This window comes from Acidobacteriota bacterium (genome assembly GCA_016195325.1).
Lineage (GTDB): Bacteria > Acidobacteriota > Polarisedimenticolia > JACPZX01 > JACPZX01 > JACPZX01.
Map to the genome: position 1 here is coordinate 40,864 of JACPZX010000001.1, position 19,463 is coordinate 60,326.

Genomic DNA, 19,463 nt, shown 5'->3' on the forward strand with positions numbered 1-19,463 from the left:
ATACATGAGACTCCCAACGACCAATCGCCATCGAGAAGGCGTTGCCGTGATCGGCGTCCCGTCCAGCGCCGGGGCCCGCCGGACCGGGCAGGAGCGGGCCCCGAAAGCCTTCCGGGCGGCGGGCCTGCTCGAGCGGCTCCGCGCGAAGGGTCTCGAGGTCGCAGATTGGGGCGACCTTCCCGAGTCGGCGTACCGTCCGGACGCCGAGCACCCCCGGGAGCAAAACCTTCGGGAGGTCTGCCGCGTGGCGCGGCAGGTGGCCGTCCATGTCGGCCGGGCTCCGTTGGATCGCGCACTCCTGTTGGTCCTGGGCGGCGACTGCACGATCACGCTGGGCGTCCTCGCCGGCCTTCTCGAGCGGCGCCCCGGCCTCGGGCTCGTGTACTTCGACGGAGACGTCGACCTGAACACGCCGGCGACCACCTCTTCGGGAATTCTCGACGGGATGGTGATGGCGCACGTCCTCGGCCGAGGCGCGGCGGAGCTTGCGAGTGTCGGTCGGCGCATGCCGATGCTCCCGGAGGAGAAGATCGCCATGTTCGGGTACAACGTGGAGTCGGGCTGGATCGACCCGGCGGAGCAGGACGCGCTGGGCCGCTCTTCCATGCTGAAGTATCCGCTCGCGCGGGTGCGGGAGGACGCCGCGGGAGCGGCCGCCGAGGCGCTCGGGCTCCTCACGCGACGATGCGACGGAATCGTCGCCCACTTCGACGTGGATGTCATGGAGTTCGCCGCGGCGGACGTGCCTCATCCCGGCGGACTCGCCCCGGATTCCGCGTTCGCGGCGCTCCGGGCGTTCGTCGGCGACGCCCGTTGCGCCGCGATCGTGGTCACGGAGTTCAACGCCGAACGGGATCCGGACGGGTCTCTGGCGCGAGAGCTGGTCGTTCGCCTCGCCGACACCCTCGGCGCGAGGCGGGAGGCGCGCGGATGAAAAAGCCCGCCGCGCCGATCCTCGACGCCACCGATCTGAAGATCCTGGCCCTGCTCCAGGGCGATGCGCGGACGTCGAACGCGGAGATTGCGCGGAAAGTGGGCCTCGTTCCGTCGGCCATCTTTCAACGTGTCCGCAAGCTTCAGAGCCAGGGGACGATCCTGAGCCACGAGGCGCGCATCGACCCGACGGCGGTCGGTTGCGGGCTCACGGCCTTCGTCTTCGTGACAGCCGATGAGCGCGTCGGGAGCCTGGACGTCGGCGCCCGGCTCGCCCGGCTGCCCGAGGTGCAGGAAGTGCACCAGGTCGCCGGTGAGGACTGCTACCTGGTCAAGGTCAAGGTGGCGGACCCGGGTGACCTCGGGCGGCTGTTGCGGGAGAGAGTCGGGACGATCGCATCCGTGCGCGCCACCCGGACCACCATCGTGCTCCAGACAGTCAAGGAGACCGGCAAGGTGCCGCTGCCTCCCACGCGAAAGGAAAAGTGATGAAGAGCCCATCGTTCGGCGGCCCGTTCGCGGCGTTCGCCGGTTTGTCCACTCCCGCGATTGCGGACGCCTGCATGCGCCTCAGGATCGACTTCCGCATCGCAAGTCCCGGAATCGCGCCGGTGGTGCGCGGGCAGAAACTCGCCGGACCGGTCCTCCCCGTCCGACATCACGGCAGCGTGGACGTGTTCCTGGAGGCATGCCATCGGGCCTCGCCTGGCGAGGTGCTCGTGATCGACAACCAGGGACGAACCGACGAGGGGTGCATCGGGGATCTCACGGTGCTGGAGGCGAGGGGCGCCGGACTGGCCGGGGTCGTCGTCTGGGGATGCCACCGCGACTCCGATGAGCTCGTCCGGATCGGGCTGCCCGTATTCAGCTACGGCGTCCAGCCCGCCGGCCCGCGCGGCGTGCGCGTGGCGCCATCCGACCCGTCCGACGTCCCGTTCTGCAGCTTCTCGGTCGGGGCCGGCGACTGCGTGTTCGCGGACTCGGATGGAGTGATCTTCACCTCGAGCGAGCGGCTGACGGAGTTGATGGCCAGGGCCGTCGAGATAAGCCGGATCGAGCGCAAGCAGGCGGAGCTCATCGAGAGCGGCCATTCGCTGCGCCGGCAGCTCCGCTTCGACGAGTACCTGGAAAAGCGTCGCGCCGATCCTTCGTACACCTTCCGGCGGCACCTCCGCGGCATCGGCGGCGCGATCGAGGAATAGTTTCCGACGGGCGCCCCGGGGGCGTCGCCTTTGACTCTCCCGCCGGCGCAGGCTACGGATCCCGCAACAACCGTCTCCCCGGGTGCGACGCGTATATATATGTAGGGCTCACGGGGGCGAAACGGCTTCGACGGGAGCGCAGAAGCCGGGGTTGCATGCCGAGGTCCCATCCACCTCGATAGACATAGATGTCTCCCGCCGGCGGCTCGGGCTGTTGCGTGGTTAGCGGTCGATGACGGCCATGTTCCCTTCGTCGTGGCGCTCGCCGGCGGCCGGCGTGAGGTTGTTCAGCCGTTCGACCTGCTCGGCGCTCAATTCGATGCGGTCCGCGGCTGTGTTCTCCTCGACGCGGGCGACCCGCTTGGTGCCGGGGATTGGAGCGATGTCGCCGCCCTGCGCGAGCAGCCACGCCAGAGCGATTTGTGCTGGTGTTGCTTGTGCCTCGGCGGCAACGGCTTGGACCTCCTCGACGATGCGCAGATTGCGCGTGAAGTTCTCGCCGGTGAAGCGCGGGTTCGTCTTGCGCCAGTCGTCGTCAGCGAGCTGCTCTTGCGAGCGGATGTCACCAGTGAGGAAGCCGTGGCCGAGCGGCGAGTAGGGAACGAATCCGATCCTTAACTCGCGCAGCAGCGGTAGCAGCTCGGCCTCCGGGTCACGGGTCCACAGGGAGTACTCGGTCTGCAGCGCGGCGATCGGATGCACAGCGTGGGCGCGGCGGATTGTGGCGGGGCCCGCCTCCGACAACCCGATGTAGCGGACCTTGCCCTCGGCCACGAGTTCGGCCAAAGCACCGACGGTGTCCTCGATGGGCGTCTTCGGGTCGACCCGGTGCTGGTAGTACAGGTCGATGTGGTCGGTGCCCAGCCGCTTGAGTGAACCCTCGACTGCGACGCGGATGTTCGCAGGGTAGCTGTCGAGGACGCCGGGGCCTCCGCCGGAGTGCGAGACGATGCCGAACTTCGTGGCCAACACCACCTGGTTGCGGCGGTCCTTGATCGCCCGGCCGACGAGTTCCTCGTTGGTGTAGGGACCGTAGATCTCGGCGGTATCGAGGTGGGTGACGCCAAGGTCCAGCCCCCGGTGGATCGTGCGAACTGACTCGGCGTCGCTGCCGGCGCCGATGTTGTAGTAGCCCGACATCGACATGGCGCCGAGTCCTATGCGAGAGACGTCAAGTCCGCCGATCGAAATGTGCTTCATGGTGTCTCCTGTGCCTTATGGTGCCTCCAATGTAGCTGAATAGCCCGCAAGGCGGTTTGCCAGATCCACCGAGTTCGTTGCCTAAAATGACGTCTTGTTGGTGGAAACGAGGATGCGCGGCCAAGTCTGATGCTAGACTCTCTTGACACAGGCACAAGCTGGAGATCCCTCATGCCAAAGCAACTGGAACCACATAGTTCGGGGACTACGGCGAGGAGCGCTCTGGCTCATGCTATCGGGCACCTTGCCCAAACCGACGGCGACCACAACACCGCCATTCCTGGACTCACGCTGCATCGCCGCAAGGCGCCAACGGAACCCTTGCACTGCATTTACAACCTGGGTCTCGGCGTCGTCGCGCAGGGCGACAAGCAGGTTCTGCTCGGACGTGAGTCGATCGACTACGGCCCTGGGCAATCCATGCTGACGACCATCGATCTCCCTGTCGTCTCGCATGTCACTCGGGCCAGTGCCGCTGAACCGTTTCTTGGCATGATGCTGACGTTGGACGTGCGTTCTATAGTGCAGTTGTCGTCCGAAATGGTCGAGCTCCGAGCTCGGCGAGAGGGGGCCACCTATCGGTCGATCTCGTTCGAAGCACTCGACGCCGCCTTGCTCGATGCTCTCGTCCGGCTCATCAAACTGCTGGACGAGCCAGCACTGGTCCCCCGCCTGGCGCCGCTGATCCAGCAGGAAATAACCATCCGCCTGCTAACCGGTCCGCACGGCCCGCAACTTCGGCACCTTGCCACCGCCGGATCCCCGACCCGGCAAATTGCGAAAGTCGTCGCCTGGCTCAAGCAGAATTTCGTGCACGGGCTGCACGGCGACGATCTGGCGGATCGCGCGCACATGAGCCCATCGACCTTCCGGCAACACTTCCGCGCCCTCACGGGCGTGAGCCCGTTGCAGTACCAGAAGCAATTGCGTCTACAGGAAGCGCGGCAATTGATGCTGAACGAGAACCTCGACGCGGGGAGCGCCGCGGTGGGTGTGGGGTATGAAAGCGCTTCGCAGTTCAGCCGCGAGTATCGCCGCCTGTTTGGCGCGCCGCCTCAGCGCGATATCGCGCGCATGCGGCTCGGCCCGGTTGCCGCCGCCGGCCGGGGGCCCAGCCACCTGCGCGCTCGACGACACCCGTCGTGACCGACGCCGAAGGTTCGCCAGACCTCCGCCACGGCCCGTTTCCAACATGTCTCCAAGACTGGATAGCACTCCAGAGCACATCAGAGCACTCCAGAGCACAACGAATCAGCCACAAGGCAACGAGTTTTCAACGCGTTGCGACGAAAGTCGCGCGCCATCAACCAGTGAGCATTTCGAGGCGGCGCGCGTTCGACTCCCGCCGCGCCCACCGCACGGTGGCGTCTCGACCCGGTCTCGACCGTGATAGAATCGCCCGCCGATTCGGGATCTCTCGCCGGAGTGCACGCCGCGGTGACACTCAACTCCGGCGGATCACCGACTCATCGGCGAAGGAGGCGGAACATGTCCAGGTTCATCGTCGCCGCTCTGTTCGTTCTCGTCGCGGTCCTCGCATTCGGAGTCTCGGCGCCCGCCGCCGCCCACCGCGGGCCGGCCGTCGAGGCCGGGGGCACGTGCGGATGCCGTGGTACGACGCCCGTGTGCTGCCGGAATTGCAACGGCACCTTCGCCTACTGCGCGAGGTCCTACGCGTTCTGTCCGGAGTGTCCGGCTCCCTGACCTGAAACGCATCGGGGCCGCCGTTGCTCACCGTCATTCTCCTCACCATGGCGGCGGCCTCGCCGCCGCCCTCACCGCTTCTCGCGGCCGAGGTGCGGAAGGAGTTCGTCCGAGCCTGGAACGGCTACGAGCGGTTCGCCCGGGGCCATGACGAATTGCGGCCGGTGAGCCGCTCGGGCCGCGACTGGTACGCGCACACGCTGTACATGACCCCCGTCGACGCCCTCGACACGATGATGCTGATGGGCCTCACCGACGAGTCGGCGGCGACCCGCGAGTTGCTGGCCCGGCATCTCTCCTTCGATCTCGACATCGAGGTCAAGAACTTCGAGATCACGATTCGAGAGCTCGGCGGGCTGCTGTCCGCCTACCAGCTGAGCGGCGACCGCCGGCTTCTCGCGCTCGCCGAGGACCTGGGGAACCGGCTCCTTCCCGTGTTCGACTCACCCACCGGCATGCCCTACATGTACGTCAACCTCAGGTCGGGCAAGGTCCGCGGATCGCGGAGCAATCCCGCCGAGATCGGCACGCTCATCCTCGAGTTCGGCACGCTGTCGAAGCTGACGGGCCGGCCGGTCTTCTTCGACAGGGCGAAGAGAGCCCTCGTGGCCCTCTACGAAAGGAGAGCGCCTGAGACCGGCCTCGTCGGGGAGGAGATCGACGTCGTGAGCGGAAAGTGGTTGGGCACCTTCAGCCACGTCGGCGGCGGCATCGATTCCTACTACGAGTATCTGCTGAAGTGCGAGCGCCTGTTCGGCGATCCGGAGTGCGGGGCGATGTGGCGGACCAGCGTCGGGGCGGTCAACCGCTACCTGGCCCACGACGATCCGAACGGCGGGCTCTGGTACGGCGTGTCGGAGATGGCCACCGGGCGATCGACGGCGAGCACCTACGGCGCCCTCCAGGCCTTCTGGCCTGCCGTCCTCGCCCTCGGCGGGGATCTCGACCGCGCGCGCCGGCTGCAGGATTCCGGATTCAGGATGTGGAGTCTGCACGGCATCGAGCCGGAGGAGATCGATTACCGGACGATGGCGGTCCTGTCGCCGGGATACCAGCTCCGGCCCGAGATCGTCGAATCGGCCTACTATCTCCACCGGCTCATCGGCGACGACCGCTACGTGACGATGGGCCGGACGTTCTTCGACGCACTCAGAGCGCGGTGCCGCGTGGACGCCGGCTACACGGTACTGAAAAGCGTCGTCACGATGGAGAAGGGGGACGAGCAGCCGAGCTACTTCCTGGCCGAGACCCTGAAGTACCTCTACCTCCTCTTCGATCCGAAGGCACTCGACTTCGACCGCGTCGTCTTCAACACGGAAGCGCATCCCCTCCGAAAAACCTGGTAGCGGGTTCGACTCCCGCCGACCTCACCCCGCTAGATCGAGAGCTCCGGATCCCCCTCGACGATCCGCCTATCAAGGCGTGGGCGCTCCCCCTTCGCCCATAGACGCGCCCGATGCACGACGCGATAGCGCAGCGGCCCGCCGTTGGGATCCTCGGAGCGCTCGAGCGGGCGAGGGATGCACACGAACTCGCTCTCGATCGAATCGTCCGCGACGCAGGCCCGGCGCCGAGATGGAGCCCGTGATGAAGGCGACCCCCACCGGCTCGAATTTCTCCGGCGGCAAAGCCCTGGCCGCGTAGCCGGCCCAGAAGCTGTGCCGATCGCCGGACACGGTGGCGAAACCGGTGATGCCCGCCTCCCGGACGAGATCGTAGATCTCGGAGCGCTCCACGTAGGCGCCGCCGTGATCGCCGCCGCCGAATCCGGCGTATCCCGCACCCGGCCACGGCCTGGTGAGCCCCTGCGGCAGATTCTGCGGATCGGCGCGCCAGTCGAGCGTGCCGAGGGAGTTGGCCCAGATCTTCCACGTCGTCTTCGACGAGCGCAGCCGATCCAGGAACCATGCCTTCTGCTCGGCGCCCAGAATCGTCTGCGGCGGATCGTCCTTCCGGAAGTTCGGCACCTCGGCCTCGCCGAAGCGAAGGGTCGGCGGCGCGTGCCCGCCGGCGTACGCGCGTCCGGCGTCCAGGATCTCCTGGGCCTCCTGCGGCATGAAGTTCGGGAAGTCGGGGCTCGACAGGGCCTCGGCCTCGGCACGACCGGTCGGCTCCTTCGATCGATAGCTGCGCTGATCGGTGATGATGAGCTCCACGTAGCGGCCCCAGCGCAGGGCGCGGTATCCGGTGAGGCTGGCGATGGCGGCGAGATTGTTCGGCTCCTGGCCCAGCCATTCGCATCGAAGCGCGTGATCGGAGCGTCCACGACGCGCGGGGGGTCGAAGTGCTCGAGCGTCGCGCCGCCCGGCTTCTTGACGCGCGCGGGCTGGTACTCGAACCACGCCTGGTTCGCCGCGACCTTGCGCGTCTGCGCCGGCCGCGTCTCCTCCCCGAACTGCAGCAGCGACTGCCAGCCGAGCCAGGAGAACTCGTGGTTGTCCCACATCGCGACGAACGGCCAGCGGGCCCGCGCATCCTGCAGGTCGGGATCGTGCAGGTACGCCCGGTAGACGGCGCGATAGTCGTCGACCGTCGTCGGGACGTGGAAGTCGGCCACCTTTTCCCCGCTCGCGTAGCGCACGACGTCGCGCAGACGGCGGTCGTACATCCCCTGCGGCCGGTCCTCCGGATACCAGACGATCTCGTAGATGAAGTCACCCAGATGGAGCACGAAGAAGAGGCGGTCCGCCTCCGGCGCCTTCTCGTCCTCGTAGATCATCCGGCGGTCGGCGTGCTGCGCGCCCTGATTGACGTTCTGACAGCTGACGAACGCGAAGCGCACCGGACGCGGGTCGTCGGGGCCGGGTGCCGTGAGGGTGCGTCCAATGCGGCTTCCCATCCCCGCGTCGTCCGTGAAGCGGTACCAGTACTCGCGCGCCGGCTTCAATCCCCCGGCGAGGACGCGGCACGTCCAATCCGACGCGGGGCCGACCGTGGCGTGCGCCGTCGCCACCACGCGCTCGAAGGCCGCGTCCTCCGACACCTCGAGCGTCAGCCGTGCCTCTTTCGCGCCGTCGCCTCCGGGATAGCGCGTCCAGAGCAGCACGCTGTCGGCCTGCGGATCGCCCGACGCGACCCCTTCCGGAAACAGGTCGCGACGCTCACGCCATCGAACGCGCGCCGGCCGCGCCTCGTCGCCGCCCCAGGCCAGCGAGGCGCCGAGCGCGGCGGCGGCCACGCAGAACTCCCGCCGGCTGATTCCCACCTTTGGCGGTCGATTTGATCCCATGTCCCCGTCGGGCCCGCGGAACGACGCCCATGACGCGCTCGACCGTGTTGATGTTGCTGTCAAAATCATGCTCCCCGAAGGACGCCGGCCGTCTCGGCGATCCCTGATCCACCTCTGCGCGAGAAGGGCGCCGTGACGCGGTTGGTCGATCCTCACGCGCCCCTGAGCGTGGAATCGCTGGCGAGGGATCCGGTCGAAAGCCGAGCACCGCATCGCGGAGGCCGACGGACGCGCGACCCCGCCGCTACTGGATGTAGCCGAGCGAGCGCAGGCGCCGCTCGAGCTCCGGATCGAGGGGCACCGTCACCTTCTCGGGCGGCGTGAACGGAGGGACGGCGCCCGCGATCGCCTTCGACAGGCGTTCGAAAATCCGCGACGACGCCTCGGTGCGGTACGCCGGGTCGAGAAGGTCGCGCAGCTCGCCGGGATCTGTCGTCATGTCGAACATGGCGTCGCCCCGGCCGTCGGGCCCGCGCTGCGGCTGCCAGAGGAGCTTGTAGGATCGATCCCGGATCGCGCGGTTTTTCGGCTTGAACATCACCGCCTCCGAGACGATGAGTCGGTCCCTCGCCGCGGGGCGCGCCGACGCCTTCTCGAGGATGCTCGTGCCGAAGACCGGCTTCGGGCAGGGGACGCCGAGGTAGGTGCAGAGCGTCGGCATCACGTCGATCAGGCCGATCGGGCACGCGACCCTCGGGGCCGTCGCCGTCACGCCGGGGAGCCTCGCCGCGAACGGGATCGACAGCTCGTCGTCGTAGAGACCCTCGCCGTGGTTATCGTACCCGCGCGCGAAGAGCGCCTCGCCGTGATCGGCGGTCACGATGACGGCCGTCCGGTCACGGGACGGGGATCCGTCGATCTTCTCGATGAGCCCCGAGAACGCGGCGTCGAACTCGCTCACCCCCCGGTCGTAGCTCATCTCGAGGAGGGCGATCGACGGAGGGATGCCGGCCTCCACCGCGGGGCGTCCATCCGTGAGCCGGATCAGCTGCGAGATCGTGGCCACCTCGCGTGGGGTCAGCGGGCGCGTGTCCCGGGCGAGGGCCTCCGCCCGGGCCGCGATCGCCTCCGGGGCGAGCCGCGCGTAGGGACGGTGCGCGTCCATGAGGTGGACATAGACGAACCACCTGTCGTTCGGATCGAGGGCCTCGATCCATTTGAGCGCCGCTTTCACGACGACGTCGCCCTTGACCTCCCACGACGCGAACGAGTCGTCGTAGACATCGAACCCCTGATCGAAGCCGAAGCGGCTCTGGAGCCACGGGTTTCCCACGAACGCCGCGGTCCTGTACCCGGACGCCTTCAGGACCTCGGCGAGGGTCGTCAGCCCCGGCGCCAGGACGTCGATCCGCGGGAGGGGCTCGCTCAGGCTCGGGGCGAGACGCGACCTCGCCTTCGGGTTCGATTGAACGCGGTGCTGCGACGGGTAGAGCGACGTGAACAGGGTGGAGATCGACGGGCTCGTCCACGGCGCCTGCGTGAACGCCTGATCGAACAGGAGGCCCTTCGAGGCGAACGCGTCGAACGCGGGCGTTCCCGCGGGTCCGCCGTAGGCGCCGACGCGATCGCGTCGCGTCGCGTCGTTGACGATCAGGAGGACGTTCGTCCCCTTCGGGGCGCCCGCCATCGCCAGATCGCCGCAGACGAGATCGCCTTCGGCCGGGAGGGCGCGCGCCTCGTGGAACGAGACGATCGCGAGGACGAGCCCCGCGAACGCCGTCGCCCAGCCTCCCTTCATGGCGCCCCTTCCACGGCCGCACGCCGGCCCATCATCGCTGCCCACCGGGCCACCCGGGCCTGTCCGAACGCGGTCAGGCTGGACGCTCGCCTAAATCAGCGCCCTCACAGCAGGAAAGCCGATGCGAGCTTACACCAGCCGGCACCCCTTCTACTGCGGCATCGACCTGCACGCGAGGACCATCTGCACCTCCGGGACGAACGTCGGATCCTCGATCAGATTCGGACAGGCTCAGGGAACCGATGAGCCGGCCGCCACGATTCGCGACGCTTGCACGCTCCGCCGGAGCGTGGGTACCCTCGCCCCCGTTCGACAAGCCTCCCCCATCCTTGTTATATACTCCGCGGCCTCCCGACGGTTAACGGGTGCTGAAGCGTCTGCAGATTCGCAGGCGGCCAACCCCACAACACAATCTGTGAGGTCAGCATGAAGTTCTCAGTTACTCCCGCTCTGCTCGCGGCGGCGGTCGTCCTTCTCGCCATCTCCTCGGTCTCCCCGGCGCTCGCCGCGGAGGGCGCCGCGGGGCACAAGCCCGGGGGCGAGGCCAATCTCGTCCTTCCCGACCTCAGCCAGGTCAGGTTCCTCGGCGGGATCGACGGGCACACGCTCCTCCTGTCCGGCCTCGTCGTCTGCGCGCTCGGGCTGGCCTTCGGGATGGTGATCTACAACCAGCTCAAGAACCTCCCGGTCCACGCGTCGATGCGCGAGATCTCCGAGCTGATCTACGAGACCTGCAAGACGTACCTCCTCCAGCAGGGGAAGTTCCTCCTGATCCTCGAGCTCTTCATCGGCGTCATCATCGCCTTCTACTTCGGCGTCCTCCTGCAGTTCACCGCCCTCAAGGTCGCGATCATCCTCCTGTTCAGCCTCGTGGGGATCGGCGGAAGCTTCGGCGTGGCCTGGTTCGGCATCCGGGTCAATACGTTCGCCAACTCGCGGACCGCCTTCGCGAGCCTCGGCGGCAAGCCGTACCCCTGCTACGCGATCCCGCTCAAGGCGGGGATGTCCATCGGGATGCTGCTCATCAGCGTCGAGCTGTTGATGATGCTGTTCATCCTCCTGTTCATCCCCGGCGATTACGCCGGATCGTGCTTCATCGGGTTCGCCATCGGCGAGTCGCTCGGCGCCGCGGCGCTGCGCATCGCGGGAGGCATCTTCACGAAGATCGCCGACATCGGCGCGGATCTGATGAAGATCGTCTTCAAGATCAAGGAGGACGATGCCCGCAACCCCGGCGTGATCGCCGACTGCGTGGGCGACAACGCCGGCGACTCGGTCGGGCCCTCGGCGGACGGGTTCGAGACCTACGGCGTGACGGGCGTCGCGCTCATCTCGTTCATCGTTCTCGCGATCGCGAACCCGACGATCCAGGTCCAACTCCTCGTCTGGATTTTCATGATGCGCATCGTGATGGTCATCGCGTCGGGGGCCTCCTACCTGATCAACGAGGCCCTCTCGAAGGCCCAGTACAGGACGGCCGACAAGATGGACTACGAGGCGCCGCTCACGCGGCTCGTGTGGCTCACGTCGTTCGTCTCCATCGCCCTCACTTACGTCGCCTCGTACCTGCTGATCCCCGATCTCGGCGATGGCAGCCTCTGGTGGAAGCTCTCCTCGGTCATCACCTGCGGCACTCTGGCCGGAGCGGTCATCCCGGAGCTCGTCAAGGTCTTCACCTCCACCAACTCGGGGCACGTCAGGGAGGTCGTCTCCTCGGCCCGCGAGGGCGGGGCGTCGCTGACGATCCTCGCGGGGTTCGTCGCCGGCAACTTCAGCGCCTACTGGATCGGCGTCGCCATCCTGGCCCTGATGGGGATCGCCTACGAGATCAGCACGATGGGCTTCGGGATGATCCTCCCGATCGCCCCGGCGGTCTTCGCGTTCGGCCTCGTCGCCTTCGGGTTCCTCGGCATGGGCCCGGTGACCATCGCCGTGGACTCCTACGGGCCCGTGACCGACAACGCGCAGTCGGTCTACGAGCTGTCGACGATCGAGCAGATCCCCGGCGTGAAGGCCCAGATCAAGAAGGACTTCGGCGTCGACGTGAACTTCGAGCGGGCCAAGCACAACCTCGAGGAGAACGACGGCGCGGGGAACACCTTCAAGGCGACGGCGAAGCCCGTGCTCATCGGCACGGCCGTCGTGGGCGCGACCACGATGATCTTCTCGATCATCGTCGCCCTCACGGACGGGCTCAAGGTCAACATCGACAAGCTGTCGCTGCTGCACCCGCCGTTCCTGCTCGGGCTCATCATGGGCGGCGCCATGATCTACTGGTTCACCGGCGCCTCGACGCAGGCGGTCTCGACGGGCGCCTACCGCGCCGTCGAGTTCATCAAGGCCAACATCAAGCTCGAGGGAACGACGAGGGCCTCGGTGGCCGACTCGAAGAAGGTCGTCGAGATCTGCACGCAGTACGCGCAGAAGGGGATGTTCAACATCTTCATGAGCGTCTTCTTCGGCACGCTCGCCTTCGCCTTCCTCCAGCCGTTCTTCTTCATCGGCTACCTGATCTCCATCGCCCTCTTCGGCCTCTTCCAGGCGATCTTCATGGCCAACGCGGGCGGCGCGTGGGACAACGCGAAGAAGATCGTCGAGGTCGACCTCAAGGAGAAGGGGACCGAGCTGCACGCCGCCACGGTCGTGGGGGACACGGTGGGCGACCCATTCAAGGACACCTCCTCGGTCGCCATGAACCCCGTCATCAAGTTCACCACCCTCTTCGGCCTCCTCGCGGTCGAGCTCGCGGTGAGCGTGACCTACCAGCAGGGGAGCACCACGCTCACGCACGTCCTCGCGGCGGCCTTCTTCGCCGTCTCCGCCTTCTTCGTGCACCGCTCCTTCTACGGGATGCGGATCACGAAGTCGGCCTGACGCGGGATGGCCCGGCGTTTTCATCCCGACCCCGGGCCCGCCGGGAGCCCGGACCTGATCGCAGGAATCGAGGCGGCCATCTCGTGAACAGGACGACGCTCGTCCTCGGCGCCACCGGCGGCTTCGGCCGGGCCGCCGTCCTCGAGCTGACGCGCAGGGTCGGAGCGTGCGGGCGCTGGTCCGAGATCCCGCCCGCGCGCAGCGGCTCCTCCACGCCGCGGATTCGCTCGAGATCGTGGCGGGCGATGCGGGTGACAGCGATGTCGTCGCGCGTGCGGCGGAGGGATGCGGGACCATCGTCCACGCCGTCAATGCCCGCTACGATCAATGGGCCTCGTTCATGCCCCGGGTCACCGATCACGTCATCGCGGCGGCGATCGCGGCGAAGGCCACCATTCTCTTTCCGGGAAACATCTTCGGGCTGGGGGCCCCGGGCCCCGCGCCGTTCGACGAGCGCGCCATCCCGAGCCCCAACTCCCGCAAGGGGGAGCTGCGCGTCCAGCTCGAGGAGTCGCTCCGGCGCGGGACCGAAACCGGAGCGTGCAGGGTCCTCGTCCTGCGCGCCGCGGCCTACTTCGGCCCCACGGTCCGGAACAGCGTCGTCGACATGATCTTCGCGCGGGCCGCCGCCGGGAAGCCCATGACCATGTTCGGCAATCTCGATCTCCCTCACCAGTGGGCGTAGGTGCCGGACCTCGCGCGGGCCGCCGTCGAGCTGCTCGATCTCGCGGGTCGGTTGAAGCCCTACGAGGTCGTCCACTTCGCGGGCTACCTCGCGCCCCGCCAGCGGGAGTTCATGGAGATGATCGCCGGGCGGGCGGGGCACCCGGGCCTCGGCGTGCACCAGGTTCCGTGGCGGCTCCTTCGAAACCTCGGCGGGCGCGACGAGGGACTGAACGAGCTGGCCGAGCTGAGGCACATCTACGAGGACACCTTGGTCCTGGACGATCCCCGGCGTCGCGAGCTCCTCCCGGGGTTCGTCGAGACCCCCCTCGAGGAGGCCGTCAGCGCGACCCTTTCGAGCTATCGCGCCGCCGGTGAAACCTTCTGAGCGAATTCACGTAGACGGCCGTGCGATCGACCCGAGGGCCACGTTCTTGAGCACCAACCCCTTCGTCCAGGATCTCCGCATCGGTTTTCGCGTTCTCCTCCGGGAAAAGGCCTTCTGCGCGATGGCCGTCACCGTGCTGGCCCTCGGCATCTGCGGCGTCACCACGACGTTCAGCGTCGTGAACGGGGTCATGCTGCGCGGTTTTTCGTTCCCGAACGCCGCCCGGCTGGCCAGCGTCCGTTTCGTGGATCCGACCAGCCGGAACTTCTTCGGACAGAACAGCCAGACCTCGGCGAGGGACTTCGAGGACGTCCGGCCCCAGCAGAAGTCCTTCGAGCTCATGGCCGCGTACCTGAACGGGTCCACCGTCAACGCGACGATCGACGGCACCCCCGTGCGCTACACGGGCGCGTACGTGACGGACGCCTTCTTTCGCATCCTGGGGGTCGCGCCCTTGATGGGCCGCGACCTGGCCCCGGCCGACAACGCCCCCGGCGCCGAGAAGGTGGCCCTGATCGGCTACGGGATCTGGCAGCACGACTTCGGGGGCGCGCCGAACATCGTCGGCAAGGCCCTCCGCATCAACGGGACGCCGGCGACGATCATCGGCGTCATGCCCCAGGGTTTCGCGTTTCCGGTCAACGAGCAGATCTGGATCCCTCTCTACAGCGAATTCCCGGTGCGCGAGCGCAACGACCCGCGGGGCAACAATCCGGCCGTGCTGGCGCTCCTCCGGCAGGGCGTCTCGCCTGAGCAGGCGAGCGCCGAGATGTCGACGTTCGCGAAGCACTTCGCGGAGGCGTTTCCGGACACCAACAAGCAGTTCAACACGGGGCTGGTGGAGCCCCTGCTCACGACCTTCACGCCGCTTCCGCTCCGGGGCACCCTGCTCACGATGCTGGGCTTCTGCGTGGGCCTGCTGCTGATCGCGTGCGTGAACGTGATGAACATGCAGTTCGCCCGGGCGACTTTGCGGGCCCGCGAGCTGGCCATCCGCTCGTCCCTCGGCGCCGGTCGGGGCCGCCTCATCCTCCAGATGGTCTGCGAGAGCCTGCTGGTCACGTCCGTGGGTGCGGTGCTCGGCATCGGCCTCGCCTACTACTGCATCGGTCTGCTCTCGGAGACGGTCCGCAACCTCGACGACCCGCCCCCCTCCTGGATCACTTTCGACATCGACGGCCGAGTGCTGGCGTTCAGCGTGGGGGCGATGCTCGCCGCGACGGCGGTCTCGGGGCTGCTCCCGGCCTGGATGGGATCGCGCGCGAACCTCGCCGCGGTGATGAAGGAAGGCGGCCGGGCGGGCACCAGCCGTCCGACGCGGCTGGTCATGCGCGGCCTCGTGGTGCTCCAGGTCGTCGTGACGTGCGTCCTGCTGATCGGATCCCTGCTCCAGGCGCAGTCCATCCTCAAGCAGCAGACGATCGACTACGGCTACGACACGAGCGGCCTCATGTCGGCCCGCATGGGGCTGATGGACGGGGCCTACCCCTCGCAGGCGACGCGGAAGGTCTTCTTCGACCGTCTCGTGCAGAGTCTTCATTCCGACTCGGAGTTCGAGGCGGTGGCGCTCACCAACAGGTTCCGGATGGTCTTCTCCGGAAGCGGGCCGATCGAGATCGAGGGGAAGGAGTACAAGGAGAAGAGCGACCGTCCGAACGCCAACTTCGAGCAGATCACCCCCGGCTACTTCGACGTCACGGGCCAGTCGATGCTCGAGGGGCGCCCGTTCGCGGACGACGACCTCGACACGAAGCTCCCCGTGGCCATCGTGAACGCCGCCTTCGCCCGGAAGCACTTCGGGAACGAGAGCCCGCTGGCCCGCCGCTTCCGCACCGTGGACGGCAACCTCCAGCCGGGTGCGTGGCGCACGATCGTCGGCGTCGTGAGGACGGTGCGGATGATGCCGCCGTTCAACATCCCGAACGTGGACGACTCGGGCTTCTACGTGCCGTTCTACTCGCTCGCGTTCGGCCCCACCGGCCCGGAGCCGTTCGTCAGCCAGTTCGCCACCGTCGTCGTGAAGCCGCGCGGCGGCCTGCGCGCCGAGACGCTGGCGACGTCGCTTCGCCGGGAGGTGGCGAAGGTCGATCCCGACCTGCCGCTCTATTTCGTCGACACGCCGCAGCGGCAGCTCGACGGCTTCGTGGGCCAGAACCGCATCGTGGCCACGATGTTCGCCATCTTCGGCGTGGTCGCCACGATCATGGCCGGCGTCGGCATCTACGGCGTCATGTCCTTCTCCGTCAGCCAGCGGACCCAGGAGCTGGGGGTGCGGATGGCCCTGGGCGCCGACAGCCGGCGCATCCTCCGCATGGTGCTGGGACAGGGCTCCATTCTCACCGGAGTCGGCGTCTTCCTGGGCGTCCTGATCACGCTCGGGCTGGTGCGCGTCGCGGGCGACGGCATCCAGGGGGTGCTGTTCGGCGTCAGCCCGCGCGATCCCCTGATTTACGCCGCCGTCGTCGCGCTGGTGGCCCTCGTCTCGCTCGCCGCCTCGTTCGTCCCCGCGCTCCGCGCGACGCGCGTGGACCCGATGATCGCGCTCCGCGCGGAGTAGAACGAGCCCTTCGGTTACTTCACCTCGAGCGTGACGACGTCGCTGAGCTCCTTCACCGGCGAGCGGGCGATCTTCCCGAAGACCTTGATGTAGAGCTTCGGCTGCGCCTTCGAGCAACCCCGCTGCCATTCCTTCAACGAGGGAGTCCAGTGGGGCACCTTCAGCAACTTCTCGCCGCTGTCGTATCCCTTCCCCTCCTTGAAGCCAGGGTCCCACGACACGAGGACCTGGAACCTGTCGTACGACTCGGTGGACCACCGGATCGTCGGCGGCGGGAAGCCGCACAGGCCGGCACCGTTCAGCGGGGATTGAATGGACATGTCGCAGGCGTCGCCGCCGTCGCCCTTGCCGTCGCTGTTCACCTGTGACGGGTTGTAGGTGACGGGGCAGTTGTCGCAGGCGTCGTCGACGCTGTCGGAGTCGGCGTCGCCGCTGATGTCGTCGGCCGCTCCGCTGCAGTCATTGTCGGCGCCGTCGCAGATCTCGGCGGCTCCGGGGTTCACGGCGGGGTTCGCGTCGTCGCAGTCACCGCCGCCGTGGGGACAGACCGCCGGCGATCCGACGACGGTCATCGAGACGTCGCAGTAGCCGTCGCCGTCGTCGTCACATCCCTCATCGACGCCGCCGTCGTCGTTGTCGTCCCGGCCGTCACACCTTCTCTCGGTCAGCGTGCCGTACTCCCAGGTGTCGGTACGGAAACCACCGCCGTAGCCACCGAACAGGACGACGCGAGCCCGCACACTGTCGTAAGCCAGACTATGAAGATAGCGGGCGGATGGGCTCACCGCGGGGGTGACGTTCGTCCATGCGGTGCCGTCCCACTCCCACGTGTCGGCTAGGGCGTTGGTGCTGTCCACGCCCCCGAAGAGGACCACGCGGCTCCGCGCGCTGTCGTAAGCCATGGCCTGGTACAGCCGGGGGGGAGGACTCAGCGCAGGCGTGACATTCGTCCACGCGGCCCCGTCCCACACCCAGGTGTCGGCCAACTGCCTCTCTCCGTCGAACAGGACGACGCGGCGCCGCGCGCTGTCGTAGGCCATGGCGTGGCCGAACCGGCTGGGCGGACTGATTGCGGGCGTGACGTCGACCCACGTGGCGCCGTCCCACTCCCAGGTATCGGCGAGCTGGCCGTGGAGGCCCCTTCCTCCGAACAGGACGACACGGCCCCGGTCGCTGTCGTAGACCATGTCCATGTGGAAGCGGGGGGGTGGGCTGACTGCAGGCGAGACATTCGCCCAGGCTGCGCCGTTCCACTCCCATGTGTCGGCAAGGAGGCCGAGGGAGCCGCCAGCGCCTCCGAACACGACGATGCGCCCGCGCGCGCTGTCGTAGGCCATGGCATGGAAGCCGCGGGCGGGCGGACTCAGTGCAGGCGTCACGTTCGCCCAAGCGGTACCGTCCCACTCCCACGTGTCGTTGAGGAGCCCGTTGCCGCTGAGACCTCCGAACAGGACCACGCGGCCTCGCGCGCTGTCGTACGCCAGCAGACCATGCCCATCGCGACCGGGCGGCGCCTGCGCGGGCGTGACATCCCTCCATGCGGCGCCATCCCACTCCCACGTGTCGGCGAGGTCGGCGCCCGCCGCGCCGCGGCGACCTCCGAAAAGGACCACGCGCCCTCGCGCGCTGTCGTAGACCATGTCGTACAGGACGCGGACCGGCGGACTGACCGGGGGGGTGACGTTCACCCAAGCGGCGCCGTCCCACTCCCACGTGTGGGCCACGTTGCTGCCGGTCGCGTTCTCGAACAGGACGACGCGGTCCCGCGAGCCGTCGTAGGCCAAGGCGACACCTTCGCGGGCGAACGGGCTCAGCGCCGGGGTGACCTCCACCCAGGCGGCGCCGTCCCACTCCCACGTGTCGGCATGGACCCCGCTGAGGTCGTCGGAGCCTCCGAACAGGATCGTGCGCCCACCCACACTGTTGTAGGTCAGGCCGAAACCATCGCGGCCCGACGGGCTCAGCGCAGGGGTGACGTCCGTCCACGCGGAGCCGTCCCACTCCCAGGTGTCGCCGAGGCGCGTGAGGAGGCCGCCGCTCACGATTCCGCCCCCGAACAGGACGACGCGACCCCGGGCGCTGTCGTAGGCCAGGGCGTGACCGGAGCGGGGGGATGGGCTCAGCGCAGGGGTGACGTCCGTCCACGCGGAGCCGTCCCACTCCCACGTGTCGGCGAGGAACGAGCTGCCGTTCGTGCCGCCGAAGAGGACCACGCGCCCCCGCGCGCTGTCGTAGGCCATCGCATGGCCGGAGCGGGGAGACGGGCTCGAGGCCGGCGTGACGTCCACCCAGGCGGCGCCGTCCCACGCCTGCGTGTCGTCAAGGAACCTGCCGCCGTCCACGCCCCCGAACATGACCACGCGTCCGCGCGCGGTGTCGTAGGCGAGGGCGTGGCCCTCGCGGCCGGATGGATTGGGACCGAGCCGCTCCCACCCGACGACGGCGGCCTCCGTTGTCGTCGCGGCCACCAGCGACAGGACGCACAGGAGTGCGGTTCTCGATCCCTGGGACAGTCTCCCAATCATGACAACCCTCCCTCGCCCCGCCGCCTACTTCACCTCCAGCGTGACGACGTCGCTGAGCTTCTTCACAAACGACCACGCGGCCGGCTGCTTCCGTCGTGTCAAGGACACGCCCCGCTCGAGAACGTCCGGTCCTGGCCGTTCGAGGTCTTGCCGTAGGAGCAGCTCGGCCCCCCGTTGCAGAACTTGTACAGGTAGAAGAACGCTTTCCCGAGTGGAGGATCTTGCGGGTCCGTGTTGATGCTGAAGCTCTCGTTGGACAGGAGGTTCGTGACGCAGACGCCCGGGCCCATGTCGCCGTCGCCCGTCGTCCCCAGGGTGTTGACGGTCCCGCGGGGCGCGTCGTCGAGGACGGTGGACCAGTCGTTCTCGCTGGTGTGAACTTTCCCCTCCTGGATGACGCGCACGTGATCGACCCCCTCGAGCCCGCAGCCATAGTTCAGAAGGCCGATC

General features: G+C 67.9%; 13 protein-coding genes and 1 pseudogene. 9 read left to right on the top strand and 5 right to left on the bottom strand.

Features of this window, described 5'->3' with window-relative positions; translation table 11 throughout:
• Positions 1-46: 46 nt before the first annotated feature.
• From HY049_00120 to HY049_00130, 3 genes are read left to right on the top strand one after another with little or no spacing between them, the layout of a single operon-like run.
• The gene (locus HY049_00120) at positions 47-934 is read left to right on the top strand and encodes an arginase family protein (protein ID MBI3447314.1); all 888 of its coding nucleotides are present in this window, start codon (positions 47-49) and stop codon (positions 932-934) included.
• Between the two features lie 17 nt (positions 935-951).
• The gene (locus HY049_00125) at positions 952-1,422 is read left to right on the top strand and encodes an Lrp/AsnC family transcriptional regulator (protein ID MBI3447315.1); all 471 of its coding nucleotides are present in this window, start codon (positions 952-954) and stop codon (positions 1,420-1,422) included.
• Entirely contained in the window at positions 1,422-2,135 is a 714-nt protein-coding gene (locus HY049_00130; protein MBI3447316.1) for an RraA family protein, read from the top strand. The genes HY049_00125 and HY049_00130 overlap by 1 nt, the downstream gene beginning before the upstream one ends.
• A 222-nt stretch (positions 2,136-2,357) precedes the next feature.
• Here HY049_00130 and HY049_00135 read toward each other — a convergent pair whose 3' ends face one another.
• Positions 2,358-3,335, bottom strand: coding sequence for an aldo/keto reductase (locus HY049_00135; protein ID MBI3447317.1), 978 nt, complete (start codon positions 3,333-3,335; stop codon positions 2,358-2,360).
• A gap of 171 nt (positions 3,336-3,506) precedes the next feature.
• Here HY049_00135 and HY049_00140 point away from each other — a divergent pair, with 171 nt between their 5' ends.
• On the top strand, positions 3,507-4,481 hold the full coding sequence (locus HY049_00140) for an AraC family transcriptional regulator (GenBank protein MBI3447318.1): 975 nt from the start codon (positions 3,507-3,509) through the stop codon (positions 4,479-4,481).
• 605 nt (positions 4,482-5,086) lie between these two features.
• Positions 5,087-6,385: a glycoside hydrolase family 47 protein gene (locus HY049_00145; protein ID MBI3447319.1), complete on the top strand. Its 1,299-nt coding sequence runs from the start codon at positions 5,087-5,089 to the stop codon at positions 6,383-6,385.
• Between the two features lie 29 nt (positions 6,386-6,414).
• Here the strand turns inward: HY049_00145 and HY049_00150 are convergent.
• Both HY049_00150 and HY049_00155 read right to left on the bottom strand, forming a co-directional pair.
• Positions 6,415-8,268: pseudogene (locus HY049_00150) on the bottom strand (alkaline phosphatase D family protein).
• Positions 8,269-8,512: 244 nt separating this feature from the next.
• Positions 8,513-10,006: a sulfatase gene (locus tag HY049_00155; GenBank protein MBI3447320.1), complete on the bottom strand. Its 1,494-nt coding sequence runs from the start codon at positions 10,004-10,006 to the stop codon at positions 8,513-8,515.
• Between the two features lie 426 nt (positions 10,007-10,432).
• Between HY049_00155 and HY049_00160 the strand changes: the two genes are divergently transcribed.
• The 4 genes from HY049_00160 (at position 10,433) to HY049_00175 (ending at position 16,488) form a co-directional block, all read left to right on the top strand.
• Positions 10,433-12,880: a sodium-translocating pyrophosphatase gene (locus tag HY049_00160; protein ID MBI3447321.1), complete on the top strand. Its 2,448-nt coding sequence runs from the start codon at positions 10,433-10,435 to the stop codon at positions 12,878-12,880.
• Between the two features lie 166 nt (positions 12,881-13,046).
• Positions 13,047-13,565, top strand: coding sequence for an NAD(P)H-binding protein (locus HY049_00165; GenBank protein MBI3447322.1), 519 nt, complete (start codon positions 13,047-13,049; stop codon positions 13,563-13,565).
• Positions 13,566-13,931 carry a hypothetical protein gene (locus tag HY049_00170; protein MBI3447323.1) on the top strand — a complete coding sequence of 122 codons (366 nt, stop codon included), beginning with the start codon at positions 13,566-13,568 and terminating at the stop codon, positions 13,929-13,931.
• A gap of 46 nt (positions 13,932-13,977) precedes the next feature.
• The gene (locus tag HY049_00175) at positions 13,978-16,488 is read left to right on the top strand and encodes an ABC transporter permease (GenBank protein ID MBI3447324.1); all 2,511 of its coding nucleotides are present in this window, start codon (positions 13,978-13,980) and stop codon (positions 16,486-16,488) included.
• A gap of 14 nt (positions 16,489-16,502) precedes the next feature.
• Here the strand turns inward: HY049_00175 and HY049_00180 are convergent, their stop codons facing one another.
• Positions 16,503-19,013 (bottom strand): hypothetical protein, encoded by a 2,511-nt coding sequence (locus tag HY049_00180; GenBank protein ID MBI3447325.1) that lies wholly within the window; start codon positions 19,011-19,013, stop codon positions 16,503-16,505.
• Positions 19,014-19,111: 98 nt separating this feature from the next.
• Positions 19,112-19,463: hypothetical protein (locus HY049_00185; protein ID MBI3447326.1), on the bottom strand; the 352-nt coding region annotated here is incomplete at its 5' end.

Bases quoted from the DNA above. Each gene is read 5' to 3' on its own strand.
- HY049_00145 (MBI3447319.1), top strand. From the start codon at position 5,087: ATGGCGGCGGCCTCGCCGCCGCCCTCACCGCTTCTCGCGGCCGAGGTG.
- HY049_00160 (MBI3447321.1), top strand. From the start codon at position 10,433: ATGAAGTTCTCAGTTACTCCCGCTCTGCTCGCGGCGGCGGTCGTCCTT.
- HY049_00130 (MBI3447316.1), top strand. From the start codon at position 1,422: ATGAAGAGCCCATCGTTCGGCGGCCCGTTCGCGGCGTTCGCCGGTTTG.
- HY049_00180 (MBI3447325.1), bottom strand. From the start codon at position 19,013: ATGATTGGGAGACTGTCCCAGGGATCGAGAACCGCACTCCTGTGCGTC.
- HY049_00155 (MBI3447320.1), bottom strand. From the start codon at position 10,006: ATGAAGGGAGGCTGGGCGACGGCGTTCGCGGGGCTCGTCCTCGCGATC.
- HY049_00140 (MBI3447318.1), top strand. From the start codon at position 3,507: ATGCCAAAGCAACTGGAACCACATAGTTCGGGGACTACGGCGAGGAGC.
- HY049_00135 (MBI3447317.1), bottom strand. From the start codon at position 3,335: ATGAAGCACATTTCGATCGGCGGACTTGACGTCTCTCGCATAGGACTC.